The sequence below is a fragment of the Novispirillum itersonii subsp. itersonii ATCC 12639 genome, assembly GCF_000381985.1.
Taxonomy (GTDB): Bacteria; Pseudomonadota; Alphaproteobacteria; order Rhodospirillales; family Rhodospirillaceae; genus Novispirillum; species Novispirillum itersonii.
This window is the reverse complement of the sequence record NZ_KB907339.1, coordinates 144,825-163,469: the sequence shown is the minus strand read 5'-3', so window position 1 is coordinate 163,469 and position 18,645 is coordinate 144,825. Positions and strand designations below refer to the sequence as shown.

Annotated in this window: 16 protein-coding genes; 6 read left to right on the top strand and 10 right to left on the bottom strand. The window is 63.4% G+C overall.

Features of this window, described 5'->3' with window-relative positions:
- Positions 1-24: 24 nt before the first annotated feature.
- From G365_RS0106445 to G365_RS0106415, 7 genes are all read right to left on the bottom strand, one after another.
- The gene (locus G365_RS0106445; protein WP_019644687.1) at positions 25-729 is read right to left on the bottom strand and encodes an ABC transporter ATP-binding protein; all 705 of its coding nucleotides are present in this window, start codon (positions 727-729) and stop codon (positions 25-27) included.
- A 14-nt stretch (positions 730-743) separates the two neighbouring features.
- A complete protein-coding gene (locus tag G365_RS0106440) occupies positions 744-1,505 on the bottom strand; it encodes an ABC transporter ATP-binding protein (RefSeq protein ID WP_019644686.1) in 762 nt (253 codons plus the stop codon).
- Positions 1,502-2,464, bottom strand: coding sequence for a branched-chain amino acid ABC transporter permease (locus G365_RS0106435; RefSeq protein ID WP_019644685.1), 963 nt, complete (start codon positions 2,462-2,464; stop codon positions 1,502-1,504). The genes G365_RS0106440 and G365_RS0106435 overlap by 4 nt, the downstream gene beginning before the upstream one ends.
- A gap of 25 nt (positions 2,465-2,489) precedes the next feature.
- Entirely contained in the window at positions 2,490-3,365 is an 876-nt protein-coding gene (locus G365_RS0106430; protein ID WP_019644684.1) for a branched-chain amino acid ABC transporter permease, read from the bottom strand.
- Positions 3,366-3,506: 141 nt separating this feature from the next.
- The gene (locus G365_RS0106425; protein WP_019644683.1) at positions 3,507-4,673 is read right to left on the bottom strand and encodes an ABC transporter substrate-binding protein; all 1,167 of its coding nucleotides are present in this window, start codon (positions 4,671-4,673) and stop codon (positions 3,507-3,509) included.
- A 303-nt stretch (positions 4,674-4,976) separates the two neighbouring features.
- Positions 4,977-5,378, bottom strand: coding sequence for a hypothetical protein (locus tag G365_RS0106420; RefSeq protein WP_081628466.1), 402 nt, complete (start codon positions 5,376-5,378; stop codon positions 4,977-4,979).
- Positions 5,379-5,544: 166 nt separating this feature from the next.
- Positions 5,545-6,378 carry a Phenylacetic acid catabolic protein gene (locus G365_RS0106415; protein ID WP_019644681.1) on the bottom strand — a complete coding sequence of 278 codons (834 nt, stop codon included), beginning with the start codon at positions 6,376-6,378 and terminating at the stop codon, positions 5,545-5,547.
- A gap of 641 nt (positions 6,379-7,019) precedes the next feature.
- Here G365_RS0106415 and paaX point away from each other — a divergent pair.
- Both paaX and G365_RS0106405 read left to right on the top strand, forming a co-directional pair.
- Positions 7,020-7,964 carry a phenylacetic acid degradation operon negative regulatory protein PaaX gene (gene paaX / locus G365_RS0106410; protein ID WP_019644680.1) on the top strand — a complete coding sequence of 315 codons (945 nt, stop codon included), beginning with the start codon at positions 7,020-7,022 and terminating at the stop codon, positions 7,962-7,964.
- Positions 7,965-8,018: 54 nt separating this feature from the next.
- On the top strand, positions 8,019-9,341 hold the full coding sequence (locus G365_RS0106405) for an FAD-dependent oxidoreductase (protein ID WP_019644679.1): 1,323 nt from the start codon (positions 8,019-8,021) through the stop codon (positions 9,339-9,341).
- 99 nt (positions 9,342-9,440) lie between these two features.
- On the opposite strand, the gene G365_RS20610 is transcribed toward G365_RS0106405, so the two are convergent.
- Together G365_RS20610 and guaB are read right to left on the bottom strand one after the other, a co-directional pair.
- The gene (locus G365_RS20610) at positions 9,441-10,820 is read right to left on the bottom strand and encodes an RsmB/NOP family class I SAM-dependent RNA methyltransferase (protein ID WP_019644678.1); all 1,380 of its coding nucleotides are present in this window, start codon (positions 10,818-10,820) and stop codon (positions 9,441-9,443) included.
- 131 nt (positions 10,821-10,951) lie between these two features.
- Positions 10,952-12,415: an IMP dehydrogenase gene (guaB, locus tag G365_RS0106395; protein WP_019644677.1), complete on the bottom strand. Its 1,464-nt coding sequence runs from the start codon at positions 12,413-12,415 to the stop codon at positions 10,952-10,954.
- 413 nt (positions 12,416-12,828) lie between these two features.
- Between guaB and G365_RS0106390 the strand changes: the two genes are divergently transcribed.
- Complete coding sequence (locus G365_RS0106390; protein WP_019644676.1) at positions 12,829-14,079, top strand: MFS transporter; 1,251 nt, start codon at positions 12,829-12,831, stop codon at positions 14,077-14,079.
- 24 nt (positions 14,080-14,103) lie between these two features.
- On the opposite strand, the gene G365_RS20605 is transcribed toward G365_RS0106390, so the two are convergent.
- Entirely contained in the window at positions 14,104-15,045 is a 942-nt protein-coding gene (locus G365_RS20605) for a LysR family transcriptional regulator (protein WP_019644675.1), read from the bottom strand.
- Positions 15,046-15,197: 152 nt separating this feature from the next.
- Between G365_RS20605 and G365_RS0106380 the strand changes: the two genes are divergently transcribed.
- From G365_RS0106380 to G365_RS0106370, 3 genes are all read left to right on the top strand, one after another.
- Positions 15,198-16,307 (top strand): S-(hydroxymethyl)glutathione dehydrogenase/class III alcohol dehydrogenase, encoded by a 1,110-nt coding sequence (locus G365_RS0106380; protein ID WP_211217670.1) that lies wholly within the window; start codon positions 15,198-15,200, stop codon positions 16,305-16,307.
- 72 nt (positions 16,308-16,379) lie between these two features.
- Complete coding sequence (gene fghA / locus G365_RS0106375) at positions 16,380-17,240, top strand: S-formylglutathione hydrolase (protein ID WP_019644673.1); 861 nt, start codon at positions 16,380-16,382, stop codon at positions 17,238-17,240.
- A gap of 62 nt (positions 17,241-17,302) precedes the next feature.
- Positions 17,303-18,643, top strand: coding sequence for a GH1 family beta-glucosidase (locus G365_RS0106370; RefSeq protein WP_026345147.1), 1,341 nt, complete (start codon positions 17,303-17,305; stop codon positions 18,641-18,643).
- The last annotated feature ends 2 nt before the right edge of the window (positions 18,644-18,645 follow it).

The following is an 18,645-nucleotide window of genomic DNA, read 5'->3' as shown; positions in this document are numbered from 1 at the left end:
TTTTTTCGTCCCGGCCCCGCCCGGTCACATACCGAGGTACGCGGCCCGGACCTGATCGTTGGCCAGCAGTTCCGTACCCGCCCCGGTCAGGGTGATGGCCCCGGTCTCCAGCACATAGCCACGGTCAGCGATGGCCAGCGCCGCATAGGCGTTCTGCTCGACCAGCAGGATCGTCACCCCCTGCTCCTTCAGCATCTGGACGATGTTGAAGATTTCCCCCACCAGCAGCGGCGATAGCCCCATTGAAGGCTCATCAAGCAGCAGCAGGTCAGGATGGGCCATCAGGGCACGGCCCATGGCCAGCATCTGCTGCTGTCCGCCGGACAGGGTTCCCGCAGCATCCAGCCGCTTTTTCTTCAGGATCGGGAACAGGCCATACATCCGTTCCAGATCAGCGGCGGGGTCATCGCCCCGGCGCTTGAAGGCACCAAGGCGGAGGTTATCCTCCACCGTCAGCGGGCCAAACACCTGCCGCCCTTCCGGCACCTGCGAAATCCCCAGCGAAACCCGCTTCTGCGGCGAAACCCTGGTGATATCCTGCCCGGCATAACGGATGGTCCCGCCCGTAATCCCCTGCACCCCGGACACGGCCCGCAGGAAGGTGGTTTTTCCGGCCCCGTTGGCACCGACCAGCGCCACCAGCTCACCCTTGTTCACCGACAGGTCAATGCCATGCAGGGCTTCGATACGGCCATAGCTGCTTTTCAGGCCTTTGACTTCAAGAAGCATCTCCGGTCCTCCCCTCACCCGACCTGACCCAGATAGGCGGCAATCACGTCGGGGTTCTGGCGCACTTCCGCCGGGGTCCCCTCTGTCAGCTTGCGCCCGTAATCCAGCACCAGAATATGGTCGGAGATTTCCATCACCATCTTCATGTCATGCTCAACCAGCACCACGGTCACACCCTGTGCCGCCACTTTCTTGATCACCTCGTCAATTTCGCGGCTTTCAGTGGCATTCAGGCCCGCCGCCGGTTCATCCAGCAGCAGCAGTTTCGGTTCCGCCGCCAGCGCCCGGGCGATTTCAAGACGCTTCAGGGCCCCGTAGGGCATGGCGTCAGCATCCCAGCCGATGTACTTCTCCAGCCCGACAAAGGCCATCAGGTCTTTCGCCAACGCCGCTGCTGCCCGGTCGCCCCGGCCGATTGACGGCCAGCGGAACAGCGACGGCAGGATGCCGGTGTTCAGATGCAGATGCCGCCCGACCAGCACATTTTCCAGCGCCGTCATGTTCATGAAAATCTGGAGATTCTGGAACGTGCGGGACATGCCCCGCGCCGCCAGCTCGTTCGGGCGCAGGCCGGTCACCGGCTGATCCTTGAACAGCACCCGCCCGGTACTGGGGGTGTAAACCCCGGTGATCAGGTTGAACAGAGTGGTCTTGCCCGCCCCGTTCGGCCCGATGATGGAATGGATGGTGCCGGGATTAATGGTGAAGGTCAGGTCGGAAATGGCGTGGACGCCCCCGAATTCCTTCGACAGGTTTTCAACGTTCAGCAGGGTCATTTCCCGCCCTCCGCCTTCGAGGACACACGCCGCAGCAGGGCACCCAGACTGGGCACGATCCCCTTGGGCAGCAGGATCATCACCAGCATCATGATCAGGCCGAAGATCATATGTTCATAATCTTCCAGCGCGGTCAGCACCTGCGGCAGCGCCGTCAGGATCGCCGCCCCGATCACCGCGCCGTAGGTGGAGGCCATACCGCCGAGAACCACCATGATCACCCATTCCACCGACTGGAAGAACCCGGCCTGCTGGGGGCTGATGAAGGCGACGTAATGGGCCTGAAGGCTGCCGACCACCGAGGCGAACACGGCAGAAATCACAAACACCATCACCTTGTAGCGGGTGGTATCAACACCCACCACCTCGGCAGCGACCTCAGAGCCGTGCACGGCCCGCAGGGCCCGGCCAACCGGGCTGTCAATCAGGTTCAGCGACAGCCACACCGCCAGCCACAGCAGCGCGCCGACCAGCCAGTACCACTCCCGCGCCTTGACCAGCTTGAAAGACCCGATGGTGAAGGCATCAACCGCCATCCCGTCCGGGCCACCGGTCAACCCGGCTTCCTGATTCAGCACAATGGAGATGATGATCCCCAGCCCCAGCGTCGCCATCGCCAGATAGTGGCCCTTCAGGCGCAGCACCGGACGGGCGATGATGAAGGCCAGCAGCCCGACCAGCGCGGCGGCGGCCAGCAGCGACACCAGCGGCGGCCAGCCGTAGCGGGTGACGGTGATGGCGGAGAAATAGGCCGCCAGCCCGAGAAACCCGGCATGCCCGAGCGAGATCTGACCGGCATACCCGATCAGCAGGTTAAGCCCGATCACCACAATGGCGTTAAAGCCGATGCGGACAGCGATATCGAACTGGAAATTGTTTTTCAGTGCCAGCGGCAGCAGGGCAATCACCACAGCCAGCAGCAGCAGCCCCGCCCAGCGGGACGACAGAACAGAACGCATCCTTGCCTCCTCAGACCCGGTCATCTCAGACTCGGTCGGTGCCGCGTTTGCCGAACAGACCGCTCGGCATGAAGAACAGGGCGGCAAGAATGATCACAAAGGCGATCACATCCTTGTATTCCGAGGAGATATACCCCGCGCCCAGCGCCTCGGCGACACCGAGGATGACGCCCCCGGCAATGGCCCCGAAGCCGCTGCCCAGACCACCGAGAATGGCGGCACAGAAGCCCTTCAGCCCCAGCATGATCCCCACCTCATAGTTGGTGGAGGTGATCGGGGTGATCAGGATCCCCGCGACCGCGCCCAGCGCCGCCGACAGCCCGAAAGACATCAGCAGGATGGCATTGACGTTGATGCCGACCAGACGGGCGGCCATCGGGTTATGACTGGTGGCAAGAATCGCCTTGCCCAGCAGGGTCCGGGTGAAGAAGTACTGCAGCAGCAGCACGATCACCACGGTGATGCCCAGCACCCACAGGGACTGTGGGGTAACGGTCGCCCCCAGAATGTTGATCGGCGTGTCGCCGGAGAACGACGGCAGGGTATGAAACTGCTTGTCAAACGCCACCTGAGCCCCGCCGCGCACGAAAATCGACGCGCCGATGGTGATGATGATCAGTGTCACCACCGAGGCATTGCGGGTCTGTTCCACCGCCAGCTTTTCCAGCGCGAAACCGACCACGGTGGCCATCAGCACGGCCAGCAGACCGGCCAGCGGCAACGGCACCCCGGCCGCTGCAATGAACACCGTGCCCATGCCGCCGAGCATCACAAATTCGCCCTGGGCGAAATTGATGACGTGGCTGGCGTTGTAGATCAGGGCGAAACCCAGACCGACCAGCGCATAGATCGCGCCGCTGGTCAGGCCGGAGAACAGGTATTGGAGAAATTCTCCCAGCATCGTCTCTTGCCGCCTTATCAGGGGGTCGTGACGGCAGGGCTCCCGCCTGCGGCACATGGCTGCAGGGGCCGGGCGGGACCCGTGCCGGTCAGGGTCGCATCAGCCACCGGGGCAGAAAACCGCCCCGGCAGCCTTGGCGGCTCAGTTCACCAGAGTCCAGTCGCCGTTGCGGATTTCCAGCATCCGGAAGGCCGACAGGTCCAGACCCATATGGTCGGTGGCCGAGAAGTTGACCACGCCGCCGGTGCCGACATAACCCTTGGTGGCTTCCAGCGCGTCACGGACCTTGGCCTTATCGGTGGACCCGGCACGCTTGTAAGCGTCAACGATCAGCATCAGACCGTCATAGGCATGGCCGCCGAAGGTGGAAACCGACTCAGCGCCGTACTTGCCGCCGAATTCGGCGGTGTAGGCGGTGACAACTTTCTTCTGCACGTCGCTGTCCGGCAGCTTGTCAGCCACCAGCAGGGCTGCGGCAGGCAGACGCACGCCTTCAGCGGCATCCCCGGCCAGTTCGATGAACTTCTTGGATGCCACGCCATGGCTCTGGTACAGCGGCACATTCAGGCCGAGCTGCTTGAAGTTTTTGGTGACAATCGCCGGGCCCTGACCGAAGCCCGGGTTCAGCACCGCCTGCACCCCGGCAGTCGCCTTGATCTTGGTGAGCTGGGCGGTCATATCGGTGTCTTTCGGGCCGTAGGTTTCATCGACCAGAATATCCACACCGTACTTACCGGCTTCACTCTTACATTCCGCCTGCATCGACGCGCCGAAGCCGTCGGTGCCGGAGATCATGCCGATCTTGGTCAGGCCGCGCTTCTTCATGTCTTCGAAGATTTTCTGGCAGGCCATGGTGTCGGTGTGCGGGGTCTTGAAGGTCCACTTCTGGACCGGATCAACGATCTTGCGGGCGCCGGCAAAGGAGATGTAGGGGATCTCGGCCTTTTCAACCATCGGCATCACCGCCAGCGTCTCGCCGGAGGCGGAGCCGCCGAGCAGGACATCGACTTCATCCTGATCAATCAGGCGCTTGACGAAGGTGACAGCCTTGTTGGGGTCAGCGGCGGTGTCGTAATGCACCAGTTCCAGCTTCTTCCCCAGCACGCCGCCGGACTCGTTGATCTTATCAACGTACATCTGCAGAGTCTTCAGCTCGGGATCGCCGAGGAACGACGCCGGTCCGGTGACGGCCAGGAAGGTGCCGACCTTAATGGTATCCGCCGCCGAAGACGGGGCAGCGGTGACGGTCAGCATGCCAAAGGCAGCGGCGGCAGCCAGCAGGGCACGCCGGGACAGCACAGAATTCATGGTTTTCCTCCCTATAAGGTTTCCCGCAGGGTGCGGGCCTGCCCCGTCGCGGGGCGTTTGCCGTGTCCTGTTCTCTGGAAGTCCGGTTTTTTCCGGCCCGGGGACTTAGCGGCGATAAAACGTGAGACCTGATCTGCTGATCGATGGGGGTAGCGGTTCTCTGCACGGTCTGTTTTTCCGGTCTCCGCAGGCTTGCCTGATGCAAAAGATCGCCGGAAACTCAAAACCGTTTCAAATGTAACTAATACCGCATCTCTTTCAGCAACAAAACCCTCTTTGATGTAAATCAAAACAAATTGGCGGTCAGGCCATCAGAAGCGCCGCCAGATCCTCGCGGGCATCGCCGAAAGCCTCGACCGATTCCTCATACGCCTCACGGGCCACCGAATAGCGCTCGACCAGATCGGTGTTGATACCGCCGGAAAACAGCCGGACGTGCAGGTCCTCGCAGGTTTCCAGATTGCGGTCGGCGATCAGGCGGCGGCTCATATAGGTGCGGGCAGCAGCCTGCTGATCTTCGGTCAGCCGGTCATAGGCAGGCACCTGCGGGCAGGCCGCGGTGGCGAAATCTCCGCGCAGATGATCCCACATCAGGGCCCAGTCCTCGCGCACTTCCCCGGCTTCCAGCTGGCGGTAGCCAAACTGGGCCAGCACACTGCGGCCATTGGAAAACAGGCGGTTCGGCAATTCCGGCAAGGCTGACATCCGTATCTCTCCCCAAATGCACTCTGTCTGCGGGACGCCGGGCTTCCTGCGGCCCGGCTTTCCCCTTTATTTTTTGCGGAAAACATCCCTTTAAGGGCACATCAACCCTGAAGCCGTCTCCAGCTTCAGGGTGATGCGTTTTCCGGACCGTCAGCAGGCTGTGGCGTTACGCCGCATCCACCGCCTCCGCCGCTTTGGAGACCTGCACGTCGCCGCCGTCGTAGCCCATGCGCATGTCGTAATCGGGGCTGACATCCTTCGGCAGCTCAAGGCCGACTTCCTTCAGGCGGCTTTCCAGCAGCTCAAGGTATTCGGCGGTCAGCTCTTCCGGGGTGCGGGTCTTGATGCCGTACTCATAGTACTTGTCGAACATCGCCGAGGCGTTGGAGCCCGCCGACGGACGCCCATAGAATCCCAGACCGACCTTCATGAACTTGGCGACCTTGGACTGGCAGATCTCGCGGGCTTTTTCGCCGCCGAACTCGATGTTGCGCTTGGTGCACCACACACCGAAGGCCAGATGGCCGTGTTCTTCCTTGTGGATGCGCACGTTGACGCGGGCCCACGGCAGGTACGAGCATTCGCGGTACTGACCCAGGAAGGCCACTGCCGCCGGGGTCACCACGGTGGAGAACAGGCCGACGTCGTACCAGTCCTCAAACCACTTGGACCAGTTTTCCTTACGGAACCCGTTGATGACGTTCACCTTCTTCGGGTCCGGGTTTTCCGGGTTCTGCACCAGTTCCTGCAGGCGGGCATCAACATCCACGCCCAGATCCTGCATCAGGTTCCAGACGTAATAGCCGTGCCCCATCTCCTCCATCACCTTTTTCGACAGGCGGTAGGCTTCTTCCGGGCGCGGGGCAAAGCGCATGTTTTCAGCCACCCGCTGCGCCCCGGCGTATTCGGAATCCGCCTGAAACGCCATCAGGTTCAGCAGCAGCGCCTTGTAGTCTTCCGGCAGCGCGTCGCCCTTGTCGTAGGTCTTCCACTTGGACATCAGAACTCTCCCTAAAATCCCTTTTTGTGACATCCCCCGGGGCCACCGGCCCTGAGGTGACTTCAGAACCCGCCGAAGCTTTTGCCCGTGCGCGGTCCGCTTTGAGGCTTGTGCGCCCCCGTTTGCCGGGGACACAGCCCCGGACGTTGATGCCGGAGCTTTTTTTATTATGGGGTCTGCTTTGCCTGCCGATGGCCCGGCCCGACTCTCCGGTCAGACAGCGGGCTGTCAGAACGGGCATCTTGACCCGGTATGAAAAGTGACACAGAATTACCGTCGAATTGAAGATTAGTGTAACACGTTTTGACCTGTCAAACGCTTTCTGCCCCCAAAGGCCGCGATAGGTTAGAATCATCATAATCATGAGAATCAGCGGAAAAGCGCACAAAAGCTGTGTGCATTGCAATATCAGACGCCGCTGGCCCCACGGATGGACAGAAACGGGCAGATTACTCCAGATGCTACACTTATCGGGACCATATCCGGATATGACGTAACAAAAGTTCGCGCCCCCGCTGCCGCCCCGCCAACCGCTTGACGGCAGCCCCGTAACCGGGAACTTTCCGGGGGAAACAGACCGCGCAGAAGACCGCACCGCGGCCCTGCCCCGGAATAAACCGGACCGCCCGCTTGAGGACCCAATGGCACGATCCAAACGTCTTGATGATCTGATCGACACCCTGCTTGGCAGCATCACCCTGCGCGCCAAGTCCCTGATCGTCACCATTTACGGCGATGCCATTCTGGTCCACGGGGGGTCAACATGGCTGGGCAGCCTGATCAGTCTGGTTGAACCCTTCGGCCAGAGCGAACGGATGGTCCGCACCGCCGTCTTCCGGCTGGCCAAAGACCAGTGGCTGGAAGCCACCCAGATCGGGCGGCGCAGCTATTACGCCATCACCGACATCGGGCGGCACCGCTTTGAAGCCGCCCATCGTCGCATCTATGCCGCCCCGCAACAGCCATGGAACGGCGAGTGGCTGCTGGTGCACACCAATACCGGCGAACTGGATCAGGAGGCCCGGGATACCCTGAAGCGGGATCTGTCGTGGCAGGGATTCGGGGCGCTGGCCCCGACCGTGCTGGCCCACCCGTCACCGGATGAGGAAGCCCTGCGCCTGACGCTGGCGGATCTGGATGCCACCGAAAAGGTGGTGTTGCTGCGGGCCTCCGCCGACAGGCTGACCAGCCCCGGCAGCCTGAAGGCGCTGGTGCGGTCGTGCTGGGACCTTGATCAGCTGGTGGCGGATTATAACGGCTTTCTTGACCGCTTCCGCCCGGTGTACCGCACCCTGGAATCGCTTGATGCGCTGGATCCTCAGGCCTGCTTCGTGATCCGCACCCTGCTGGTGCATGACTATCGCCGGATTCTGCTGCGCGACCCGATGCTGCCGGAAGAAGTGCTGCCGCCGGGCTGGCCGGGTGCCGCATCCCGCCTGCTGTGCCGCAACCTGTACCGCCTGATTCAGGAACCGGCAGAACGCCACCTGACCGGCCTGCTGGAAACCGCAGACGGCCCCCTGCCCGATGCCTCGACCTATTTCTATGACCGCTTCGGGGGACTGCTTGACACCAGCGCCCTCTAAAGACTTACCCCTTTAAAAACAAAATAAAAAACAGACTCAAAGAGGAAACATCCCATGACTGACACCACCCCGCTGGCGGTGTGTGTCGTCGGCAGCGGCCCATCCGGGCTGTATGCCGCCGACCACATCGCCCGGAAGCGCCCGGATTGCCGGATTGACGTGATCGACCGCCTGCCGACCCCCTTCGGGCTGGTCCGCGCCGGGGTCGCCCCCGACCATCAGGGCACCAAAAACATCGTCCGCCAGTTTGAGCGCGGATTCGCCAAAGGCAGTCAGCGCTTTATCGGCAACATCAGCGTCGGCGCCACCGTCTCCGCCGCTGAACTGGCTGATCTTTACGATGCGGTGATTTATGCCACCGGGGCCCCGCTGGACCGTGCCCTTGGCATTGCGGGGCAGGATCTGGCCGGGGTCTACGGGTCCGCCGCCTTTGTCGGCTGGTACAACGGGCACCCAGACCATGCCGGGCTGGCCCCCCGGCTTGGCCGGGGAATCGCCGTGATCGGCAACGGTAATGTAGCGCTGGATGTTGCCCGCATTCTGGCCAAAACCCGCGCCGAAATGACCGGGGCCGATCTGTGTGCCCATGCACAGGATGCTATCGAGGCTGCCCCGATCACCGATATTTACATCATCGGCCGCCGTGGCCCGCTGGAAGCCAGCTTCACCCCGCCGGAACTGGGGGAACTGGGTCATCTGCAACGCGCCTGCCCGGTGATTGACCCTGCCGCGCTGGCGGGGGTCTCCGCCGACAGCATTGCCGACCCGAAAGAGCAGAAGGTCAAAGAAAAGAACCTTGAGATCCTGACCGGCTTCATCACCGCCGGTCACGACAGACCGGTACGGGTGCATCTGCTGTTCTGCGCCGCCCCGCAGGAGATCCTTGGGGCTGACGGTGCCGTGACCGGGCTGCGGCTGGAACGGACCCGTCTGGTCAACGGACAGGCAGAACCGACCGGGGAAACCTTTGATCTGGCTGTGGAAACCATCATCAGCGCTATCGGCTACCGCAGTGCTGCCATTGATGGCGTACCGCTGGATTCCCGCAAAGGGATCATCGCCAATACCGATGGCACCGTTGCCCCCGGCATTTTCACCGTCGGCTGGGCCAAGCGTGGCCCGTCCGGGGTGATCCCGTCCAACCGCAGCGACTCCATCGCCGTCGCTGATCAGGTGCTGGCGTGGCTGGACACCTGCGCCGGTGGCAAGCCCGGACCGGATGGGCTGGATGCGCTGCTGGCGTCCCGCGCCGCCACCTGCGTTGATTTTTCCGGCTGGCAGAAGATCAACGCCGCTGAACAGGCGCGGGCCAGTGACGGCAAACCCCGTGAAAAACTGACCTCGGTGGCAGAGATGCTGACCGTCGCAGCGGGCTGACCGCCACCCGTCAGCCGTTTTCCGTTCAGGGATGACAAAGCCCGCGTTCCCGGTCAGAGAACGCGGGCCTGTCTGTCCCGTTATCAAGGGGCGGGGGTCTTACTCCCCGCTTTCCCCTTCAGCCGCCGCCGCATCCCCGACCCGCTCCAGAATGGCGGCGAAGAAACCGTCGGTGCCGTGGGCCGCCGGATCAAGGCGCAGCATCGGCCCGTCCACCGGGCACGGGCGGTCAGGGCCGAACACCTGAGCCCACACATCGGAGACCGGAATCAGCCGGAAACCGGGGGTTGCGGCAAGGAAAGCCTCCACCTGCCGTTCATTTTCTTCCGGCAGCAGCGAGCAGGTGGCGTAGATCACCCGACCGCCAACCGCCGCCAGCCGGGCAGCACTGGACAGAATCGACGCCTGCTTCACCACCAGCTCGCGCACATCCTGATCGCGCAGACGCCACTTGGCATCCGGGTTCCGGCGCCAGGTGCCGGTGCCGGAACAGGGGGCATCAATCAGCACCCGGTCATACTTTCCGGCAGAGCGCTTGACCCACTTGTCACGTTCACCTTCTAACGGATGACGGGTAACGTTATGCACACCGGCCCGCTTCAGGCGGACGGCGGAGCGTTCCAGACGACCGGCAGACACGTCACAGGCAACCAGACGGCCCTTGTTCTGCATGGTCGCGGCGATCGCAAGGGTCTTGCCCCCAGCCCCGGCACAGAAATCAACCACCGACTGGCCCGGACGGGCATCGGTCAGCAGGGCCAGAAGCTGCGAGCCTTCATCCTGCACCTCGACCAGACCGTCGCGGAAAGCGGCGGTGGCAGGCAGGTTGGCCCGGCCGATCAGCCGCAGTGCCAGCGGCGACCACGTCCCGGGGGCCACATCAACCTGTTCCTCGGCCAGACGCTCGACCACCGTTTCCAGATCAGCCTTCAGGGTGTTGACCCGCAGATCAACCGGGGCCTCGACGCTTAAAGACTCCAGAACCTCGGGGGTGCGGTCCTGATAGACGGCCCGCAGGCGCGGAATGATCCAGCCCGGCATTTCCCCCGCCACCCAGTCCGGCAGATCGGCTTTGGCGACGCGGTTGGATTTCAGGGCCCGGATCAGCGACCGCTCCCGTTCCCGCAGGCGGGCCGGGCCGAACTTTTCACCGTTGAACAGGCTTTCCAGCTCTTCCAGCGTTATCTTTTCGCGCTGGATCAGATCAGCCAGCAGGCGCTGCCGCGGGGTGACATCAGCCCATTCCGGCACATCCCCGGCGGGCCAGGTCGACAGGGCGGCGTGGCGCACCTGCCAGCCTGCCCGCGCCCAGTGACGCAGCATGATCCATACCCGGTCGGCGATCTCCCGCCGGTCCTTCGAGCCGATAAAACGCCGGGAGCGGAAAAACTCCGACGCCACCCCATCCGCCGGGCGCGGCGACAGGGCGATGGTTTCCAGAAGATCAAGGGCGGCTTGCAGGCGGGCGGCAGGAGTCACGGCGGTCTCTGACAATAAAAGAGGACAAAAATCAAACCACAGGGCCTGCCCCCTGTACAGGTCAACCCGTACGGAAGCAAGCCCTGTGGCCTGTCAGACGCACCCGGTACGGAACCGGGCGGAACGGTGCGTTACGACCCGACGCGGTAGTTCGGGGCTTCGCGGGTGATGGTCACGTCATGGACGTGGCTTTCACGGAACCCGGCGCTGGTGATCCGGCGGAATTTGCAGTTGGTCTGCATTTCCGCAATGGTACGGTTGCCGGTATAGCCCATCGCCGCCTTCAGGCCGCCGATCAGCTGATGAATGACGGTTCCGGCAGCGCCCTTGTACGGCACCCGGCCCTCGACACCTTCCGGCACCAGCTTCAGGTTGTCGCGCACCTCTTCCTGGAAGTAGCGGTCAGCCGAGCCACGGGCCATCGCCCCGACCGAGCCCATGCCACGGTAAGACTTGTACGACCGGCCCTGATACAAAATCACTTCGCCCGGGCTTTCGTCGGTACCGGCCAGCAGGGAGCCGACCATGCAGCAGGACGCCCCGGCGGCAATCGCCTTGGCAACGTCGCCGGAGAACTTCAGGCCACCGTCAGCGATCAGCGGCACGTCAGCCTGACGGGTGATCTCAAACACTTCCATAATCGCCGACAGCTGCGGCACACCGACACCGGCGACAATACGGGTGGTGCAGATCGACCCGGGGCCGATCCCGACCTTGACCGCATCGGCACCGGCTTCAATCAGGGCGGCGGCGGCTTCCGGGGTGGCAATGTTACCGGCAATCACCTGCGCCAGCGGCGAAATCGACTTAATGTCCTTCACCGCCTGAATCACGCCGGAGGAATGACCGTGCGCGGTGTCGATCACCAGCACGTCAACGCCGGCTTCCAGCAGGGCTTCGGCCCGCTTGGCCCCGTCAGCCCCGACGCCGCAGGCGGCGGCAACACGCAGACGGCCCTTATCGTCCTTACAGGCCGCCGGATAGGTCTGGGCCTTTTCCATATCCTTGACGGTGATCAGGCCGATGCAACGGTAAGCATCATCGACCACCAGCAGCTTTTCGATACGGTGCTTGTGCAGCAGCGCCTTGGCATCTTCCTGCGACACGCCTTCCCGCACGGTGATCAGGTTGCCGTTGGTCATGTAGGCGGCGACCGGCTTGGCCATATCATTGGCAAAGCGCACATCACGGTTGGTCAGGATGCCGACCAGCTTCTGGCTGCTGCGGTCAACGACCGGAATACCGCTGATCTTATAGTCTGCCATCATCTTCAGGGCATCAGCCAGCGGCTGTTCCGGGGTGATGGTCAGCGGATTGACGACCATGCCGGACTCATAGCGCTTCACACGGCGGACTTCCTCCGCCTGCTCGGTGATCCCGAGGTTTTTGTGGATCACGCCGATACCGCCCGCCTGCGCCAGCGCAATCGCCATAGCACTCTCGGTCACCGTATCCATCGCCGAAGACACCAGCGGGATGCCCAGGCTGACCCCACGGGTGAACCGGGTTGCCGTCAGCGCCTGCGCGGGCAGCACATCAGAAGCCGCCGGAACCAGCAGCACGTCATCAAAGGTAAGGGCTTCGGCAATGAGCATCAGTGCACCTTCTTGGTCAGCTATCCTGCAGGGGCCTGCGGGGGGTACGCCACACCCGGCGGATCTGGCAGCAGACTCCGGGGCAGGGACAGGATGGCATTGGGTTGTAGGCTATCGGTCCGGCGACGGGGCCAGACTCCAAGGTGCGCGCCATCATACACAGAAACAGCCGTATGCCAAGCAACAGAACCGCGACACCCCCACGCACCGCACGCCGGTCTGGGTTGCGCCGGACGCAGACCGGAACCACGACACCAGCAAAGCCGCGCCCTGCGGCAGAGTCAGATAAACTCATGCGCCTACGTCGTAAAATCAGCAGTTGCCAGTCTCTGCCGCCTGCCGTCTGATGGCTGCCCTCTTTCATGCCGCCCCGGCGGCGGCATCCTTTCAGCCTGTCAGGACTCCCCATTATCATGACATCGGCCCAGACGCCCGTTCCCCCCCTGCCCCGCCATAATTTCCCGCTGTTTCTCGGTGCCCGTTTCTTCGGGGTGCTGGGCACCATGATCCTGTCAGTCGCTGTCGGCTGGCACGTCTATGAAATCACCCGCGACCCGCTGGCCCTTGGCTATGTCGGGCTGGCTCAGTTCCTGCCGATGGTGCTGCTGACCCTGCCCGCCGGGCAGGTGGCTGATATGGTCAACCGCCGCTTTATCATTCTTGCCACCTCGGCCCTGCAGGCTGCTGTCGCCGGGGGCTTCCTGTTCCTGACGCTGGAAGGGATTCAGGATGTCGGCCCCTATTACGCGCTGCTGACCGTCTTCGGGGTCAGCCGGGCATTTGCCGGGCCTGCCGGACAGTCGTTTCTGCCGTTGTTGGTCCCGCGGGACAGCTTAAGCCGGGCTGTGGCGCTGAACACCTCGGCCTTCCAGACGGCGGTGATCGTCGGCCCGGCGGCAGGCGGGGCACTGGTGGCCTTTGGCGCCGCCTTTGCCTACACCGCCTGCATGGCCGGGTTTGCCGTCACCGGCTTTGCCATGATGTTCATCCGGACCCTGACCCAGCAGGCCGCCCCGGTGACCTCTGCCTCGACCGGATCAGCCCTGTCCCGCCTGACGGCGGGCATCCGCTACGTGCGGAACCAGCCGGTGGTGCTGGGGGCCATCTCCCTTGACCTGTTTGCGGTACTGCTGGGGGGCGCGGTGGCGATGATGCCCGCCTATGCGCAGGATATTCTGCACGCCGGGCCGACCGGACTGGGGCTGTTGCGCTCGGCCCCCGCCGTCGGGGCGGTGCTGACCGGCCTGTGGCTGGCAAAGCGCCCGCTGCGCCGCAACGCCGGGGCCATCATGTTCCTGTCTGTCGCCGGTTTTGGCGTCGGCACCATTGTTTTCGGGCTGTCGGAAAACCTGATCCTGTCGATGGTCGCCCTGTTCGTGATGGGGGCTACCGACATGGTCAGCATGTATGTGCGCGGCACCCTGATCCAGCTGGCCACCCCGGATGAAATGCGTGGCCGGGTCAGTGCCGTCAACCTGCTGTTCATCGGGGCATCCAACGAGCTGGGTGAATTTGAGTCCGGGGTGATGGCCGCCTTTTTCGGGCTGGTGCCGTCGGTGGTGATCGGTGGAATCGGCACCATTGCCGTGGTCGGTCTGTGGGCGTGGATGTTCCCCGACCTGCGCAAGGTCGATGACCTGAACGCGGTGACGGTCAAGCACTGACCGCCCCACAGAGACCTCCCCCGGTCACCGGGCAGACGGCGCAGGCGGCCCCTCCCCCTGCGCCGTCTGCGCTTCAGGCCCCTGATACTCCGGCCGCCGCGCCAGCCCGGCCCGCAGATGGTCCACCACCAGCCGGACCTTGCTGGACAGATACCGCCGCTGCGGATACAGCGCCCAGACCCCCTGCCCCGGCGGTTGCTGTTCCGGCAACAGCGACACCAGCCGCCCTGACCGCAGCGGATCGCGCACATAATAATCGGGCAGCTGGGCCAGCCCGAAGCCGCGCAGAGTAGCATCCAGCACGGCATGGCCGCTGTTGCAGCGCCAATGGTGCCGGGGCCGGAACAGCCAGTCTGCCCCGTTATTGCTGAACACCCACGTCTCGCTGGTGCCGATCAGGCAGCGGTGGGCCGCCAGTTCTGACAGGCTGTGCGGGGTGCCACGCTGCTCAAGATACGCCGGGGCCGCCACCAGAAACATCCGGCGGGGGGCAATCTGCCGCGCCACCATCGCCGAATCCCCCAGCCGCCCCAGCCGGATCGCCAGATCAAAGCGCTCATGCACCAGATCAACGGTGCGGTTGGTCAGCTCCATCTCCAGATGGACCTGCGGGTGCTGTTCCAGAAAGTCGTTCAGCAGCGGCATCACAAATTGTTCGCCATACGCCACCGAGCAGGTGACGCGCAGCATCCCCTTCGGGCTGCCCTGCACATCGCCGATGGCCTGAAACGCCTCCTCCCGCTCCTCCTGCAAGCGCTGGCAGTGGGTCAGCAGGATCTGGCCGGTCTCTGTCAGGCTCACCCGGCGGGTGGTCCGGAAAAACAGCCGTGCCTGCAACCGCTCTTCCAGCTGCGCCACCGCCCGGCTGACCTGCGACGTGGACAGCCGCAGCCGCTCCGCTGCCTTGCTGAATCCCCCGGTCTCCGCCACCGCCAGAAACTCGTCCAGACCATCCCAACCGCTCATTTTTCTGTTTAGCTCCTCAGACGCCGGACGCGGGCGCCCGCCCTCATTATCCCTTATTTGCAACAATCCTTGCACAAATGGGCGGATTATCCAATTCCGTCTGTTTTGTTACCCTGAGCCTCATTGTTTTTCACCGGAGTCTCCCCGCCATGATCAAATCCCGCGCCGCAGTTGCCTGGGCCGCCGGTAAGCCGCTGGAAATCGAAGAGGTCGAGGTTGCCCCGCCGCAGCAGGGCGAGGTTCTGGTTCGCATTGTTGCCACCGGGGTCTGCCATACCGATGCCTTCACCCTGTCCGGCGATGATCCGGAAGGTATTTTCCCCGCCATCCTCGGCCATGAAGGGGCCGGGGTGGTCGAGGCTGTCGGGCCGGGGGTCACCTCCGTCAGCGTCGGCGATCATGTGATCCCGCTCTACACCCCGGAATGCGGTCAGTGTAAGTTTTGTCTGTCCGGCAAGACCAACCTCTGTCAGGCGATCCGCGCCACGCAGGGCAAGGGCCTGATGCCCGATGGCACCACCCGCTTCAGCGCCCGTGGCAAGCAGCTGTTCCATTACATGGGCACCTCGACCTTCTCCGAATATACCGTTCTGCCGGAAATCGCGCTGGCGAAGGTCAACAAGGAAGCCCCGCTGGAAAAGATCTGCCTGCTGGGTTGCGGCGTCACCACCGGCATGGGTGCGGTGCTGAAGACTGCAAAGGTCGAGCCCGGCGCCACCGTCGCCATCTTCGGTCTGGGCGGTATCGGCCTGTCAGCGATCATCGGCGCGGTGATGGCCAAGGCATCGCGGATCATCGGCGTCGATATCAACCCCGACAAGTTTGATATCGCCCGCAAGCTGGGGGCCACCGACTGCGTCAACCCGCGTGATTTCGACCGTCCGATTCAGGATGTGCTGGTCGATATGACCGATGGCGGCGTCGATTATTCCTTCGAGTGCATCGGCAACGTCAACGTTATGCGGTCGGCGCTGGAATGCTGCCACAAGGGCTGGGGTGAGTCCGTCATCATCGGCGTCGCCGGGGCCGGGCAGGAAATCAGCACCCGCCCGTTCCAGCTGGTCACCGGCCGGGTCTGGCGCGGCTCGGCCTTTGGTGGCGTCCGTGGCCGCAGCGAGCTGCCCGGCATTGTCGAGCAGTACATGCGCGGTGATTTTGAGCTGGATACCTTCATCACCCATACCATGGGGCTGGAGGACATCAACAAAGCCTTCGATCTGATGCACGAAGGCAAGAGCATCCGCTCGGTGATCGTATACTGATCCGGTGCGCCGCCGCCGTCCACAGGGGCGGCGGCGTCCCTGTTTTCTGCCCTTCCCTGACAGAGGCCCGGCATGACCGCTGATCTGACCATTGTTTCCACCAACCGCAGCTTCGGCGGCTGGCACAAGCGTTACCGCCACACCTCGCGTGCGCTGGGATGCGACATGGTGTTTGCCGTCTTTCTGCCGCCGCAGGCAGAAACGGAAAAGGTCCCGGTGCTGTACTGGCTGTCCGGCCTGACCTGCACCGACGAAAACTTCATGCAGAAGGCCGGAGCCCAGAAGCTGGCGGCGGAGCTGGGGATTGCCATCGTCTGCCCCGACACCAGCCCGCGCGGCGATCATGTGCCCGCCGACCCCGAACAGCACTGGGATTTCGGCTATGGTGCCGGATTCTATGTCGATGCGACGCAGCAGCCCTGGGCCCGGCACTACCGGATGCACGATTACGTCACCCGTGAGCTGCCGGACCTGATTGAAGCGACCTTCCCCGTCACCGGCCGCCGGGCCATTTCCGGCCATTCCATGGGCGGGCACGGTGCCATCGTCTGCGCCCTGCGCAATCCGCGGCGCTATGTCTCGGTATCAGCCTTCGCGCCGATTGCCAGCCCGCTGAACTGCCCGTGGGGGGAAAAGGCACTGGGGCACCTGCTGGGGGCTGACCGGTCTGCGTGGAAAGACTGGGACTCCGCCGCACTGATCCAGTCTGCCTGTGAAAAACTGCCGCTGCTGGTCGATCAGGGGGATGCCGACAGTTTTCTGGCCACCCAGCTTAAGCCGGAGCTGCTGATGCAGGCCGCGCAGGCCGCCGGATATCCGCTGACCCTGCGGATGCAGCCCGGCTATGACCACAGCTATTACTTCATCGCCTCTTTCATTGAGGACCACCTGCGTCACCATGCCGCCGCCCTGCGGGGGCAGACCATCTCTTGACGCCGTAACCGCCTCGTTTCACAGTGGTTTCAGACCACAAGAACAGACCAAAGAGGCAGATGATGAGCGGCGCACTCCCCAGAAACGGCTGGCCGAAGGACTTCACGTGGGGGGTGTCGACCTCCGCCTATCAGATCGAAGGGGCCGCGCACGAAGACGGGCGCGGCCTCAGCATCTGGGATGTCCGCGCCATCACCAAGGACAAGGTCTATAAAAACGAAAGTGGCGAGACCGCCTGCGACCACTATCACCGGTACCCCGAAGATATTGCCCTGATGAAGGGACTGGGAGTGGATGCCTACCGCTTCTCTTTGGCGTGGCCGCGCATCCTGCCCACCGGGCGGACATTCGTGAATGAAAAGGGCCTCGACTTTTACGACCGCCTGATCGACAGCCTGCTGGAGGCCGGGATTGAGCCCTGGGCCTGCCTGTACCACTGGGATCTGCCGCAGGGCCTGCACAGCCTTGGCGGCTGGGCCCAGCGGGAATGCGCCGGCTGGTTTGCCGACTACGCCACCCTGTGCGCCCGCCGCTATGGTGACCGTGTCAAAAAGTGGATCACTTTCAACGAGTTTTCCGTCTTCACCCTGTTCGGCTACGCCATTGACTGGGCTGCCCCCGGCATCACCGACCGCGCCACCCATCTGCGGGCCATCCATCATGTCAACCTTGCCCACGGCATGGGGGTTGATGTGCTGCGCACCCACGTGAAGGATGCCGTGATCGGGGCCGTGCATAACCGGCAGGCCGTCTGGCCGGAGAAGGACACCGAAGCCGACCGCCGTGCCGCCGCCCTGCTGAATGAGCACTGGAATCTCGCCTTCCCCGACCCGCAGATCCTCGGCCATTATCCGCCGCTGATCGCCCGGGATATGGAGCCCTACATTCAGGGGGGCGACATGGCGCAGATCTGCCGCCCGGTGGATTTCTTCGGCCTCAACCACTATGGCCCGATTTTCGCTAAGGAAGACCTGAACAGCACCTGGGGCTTCGGCTGGGGGGATTCCCCGCCCGGCTCCCCCGACCACGGTATCGGCTGGCCGGTGTGGCCTGATGCCTTCCGCGATGAACTGCTGGAGCTGCACCGGCGCTATAAGCTGCCGGTGGTGGTGACCGAAAACGGGTGCGCCGGGGATGACGCCGTCAACGCCGACGGCAAGGTTGAGGACCCCCGCCGCATCAAGTATCTTGAGCTGTATACCGCCAAAATGGCCGAAGCGATGGATGCCGGGGTTGATGTGCGCGGCTACTTCGTCTGGTCCCTGCTGGATGCCTTTGAATGGGGCAGCGGCTATGGCCCCCGCTTCGGGCTGGTGCACGTTGATCACAGCACCCAGACGCGGACGCCGAAATCATCCTATGACTGGTATAAGGCCCTGATCCAATCCGCGAAACCGGCCTGACC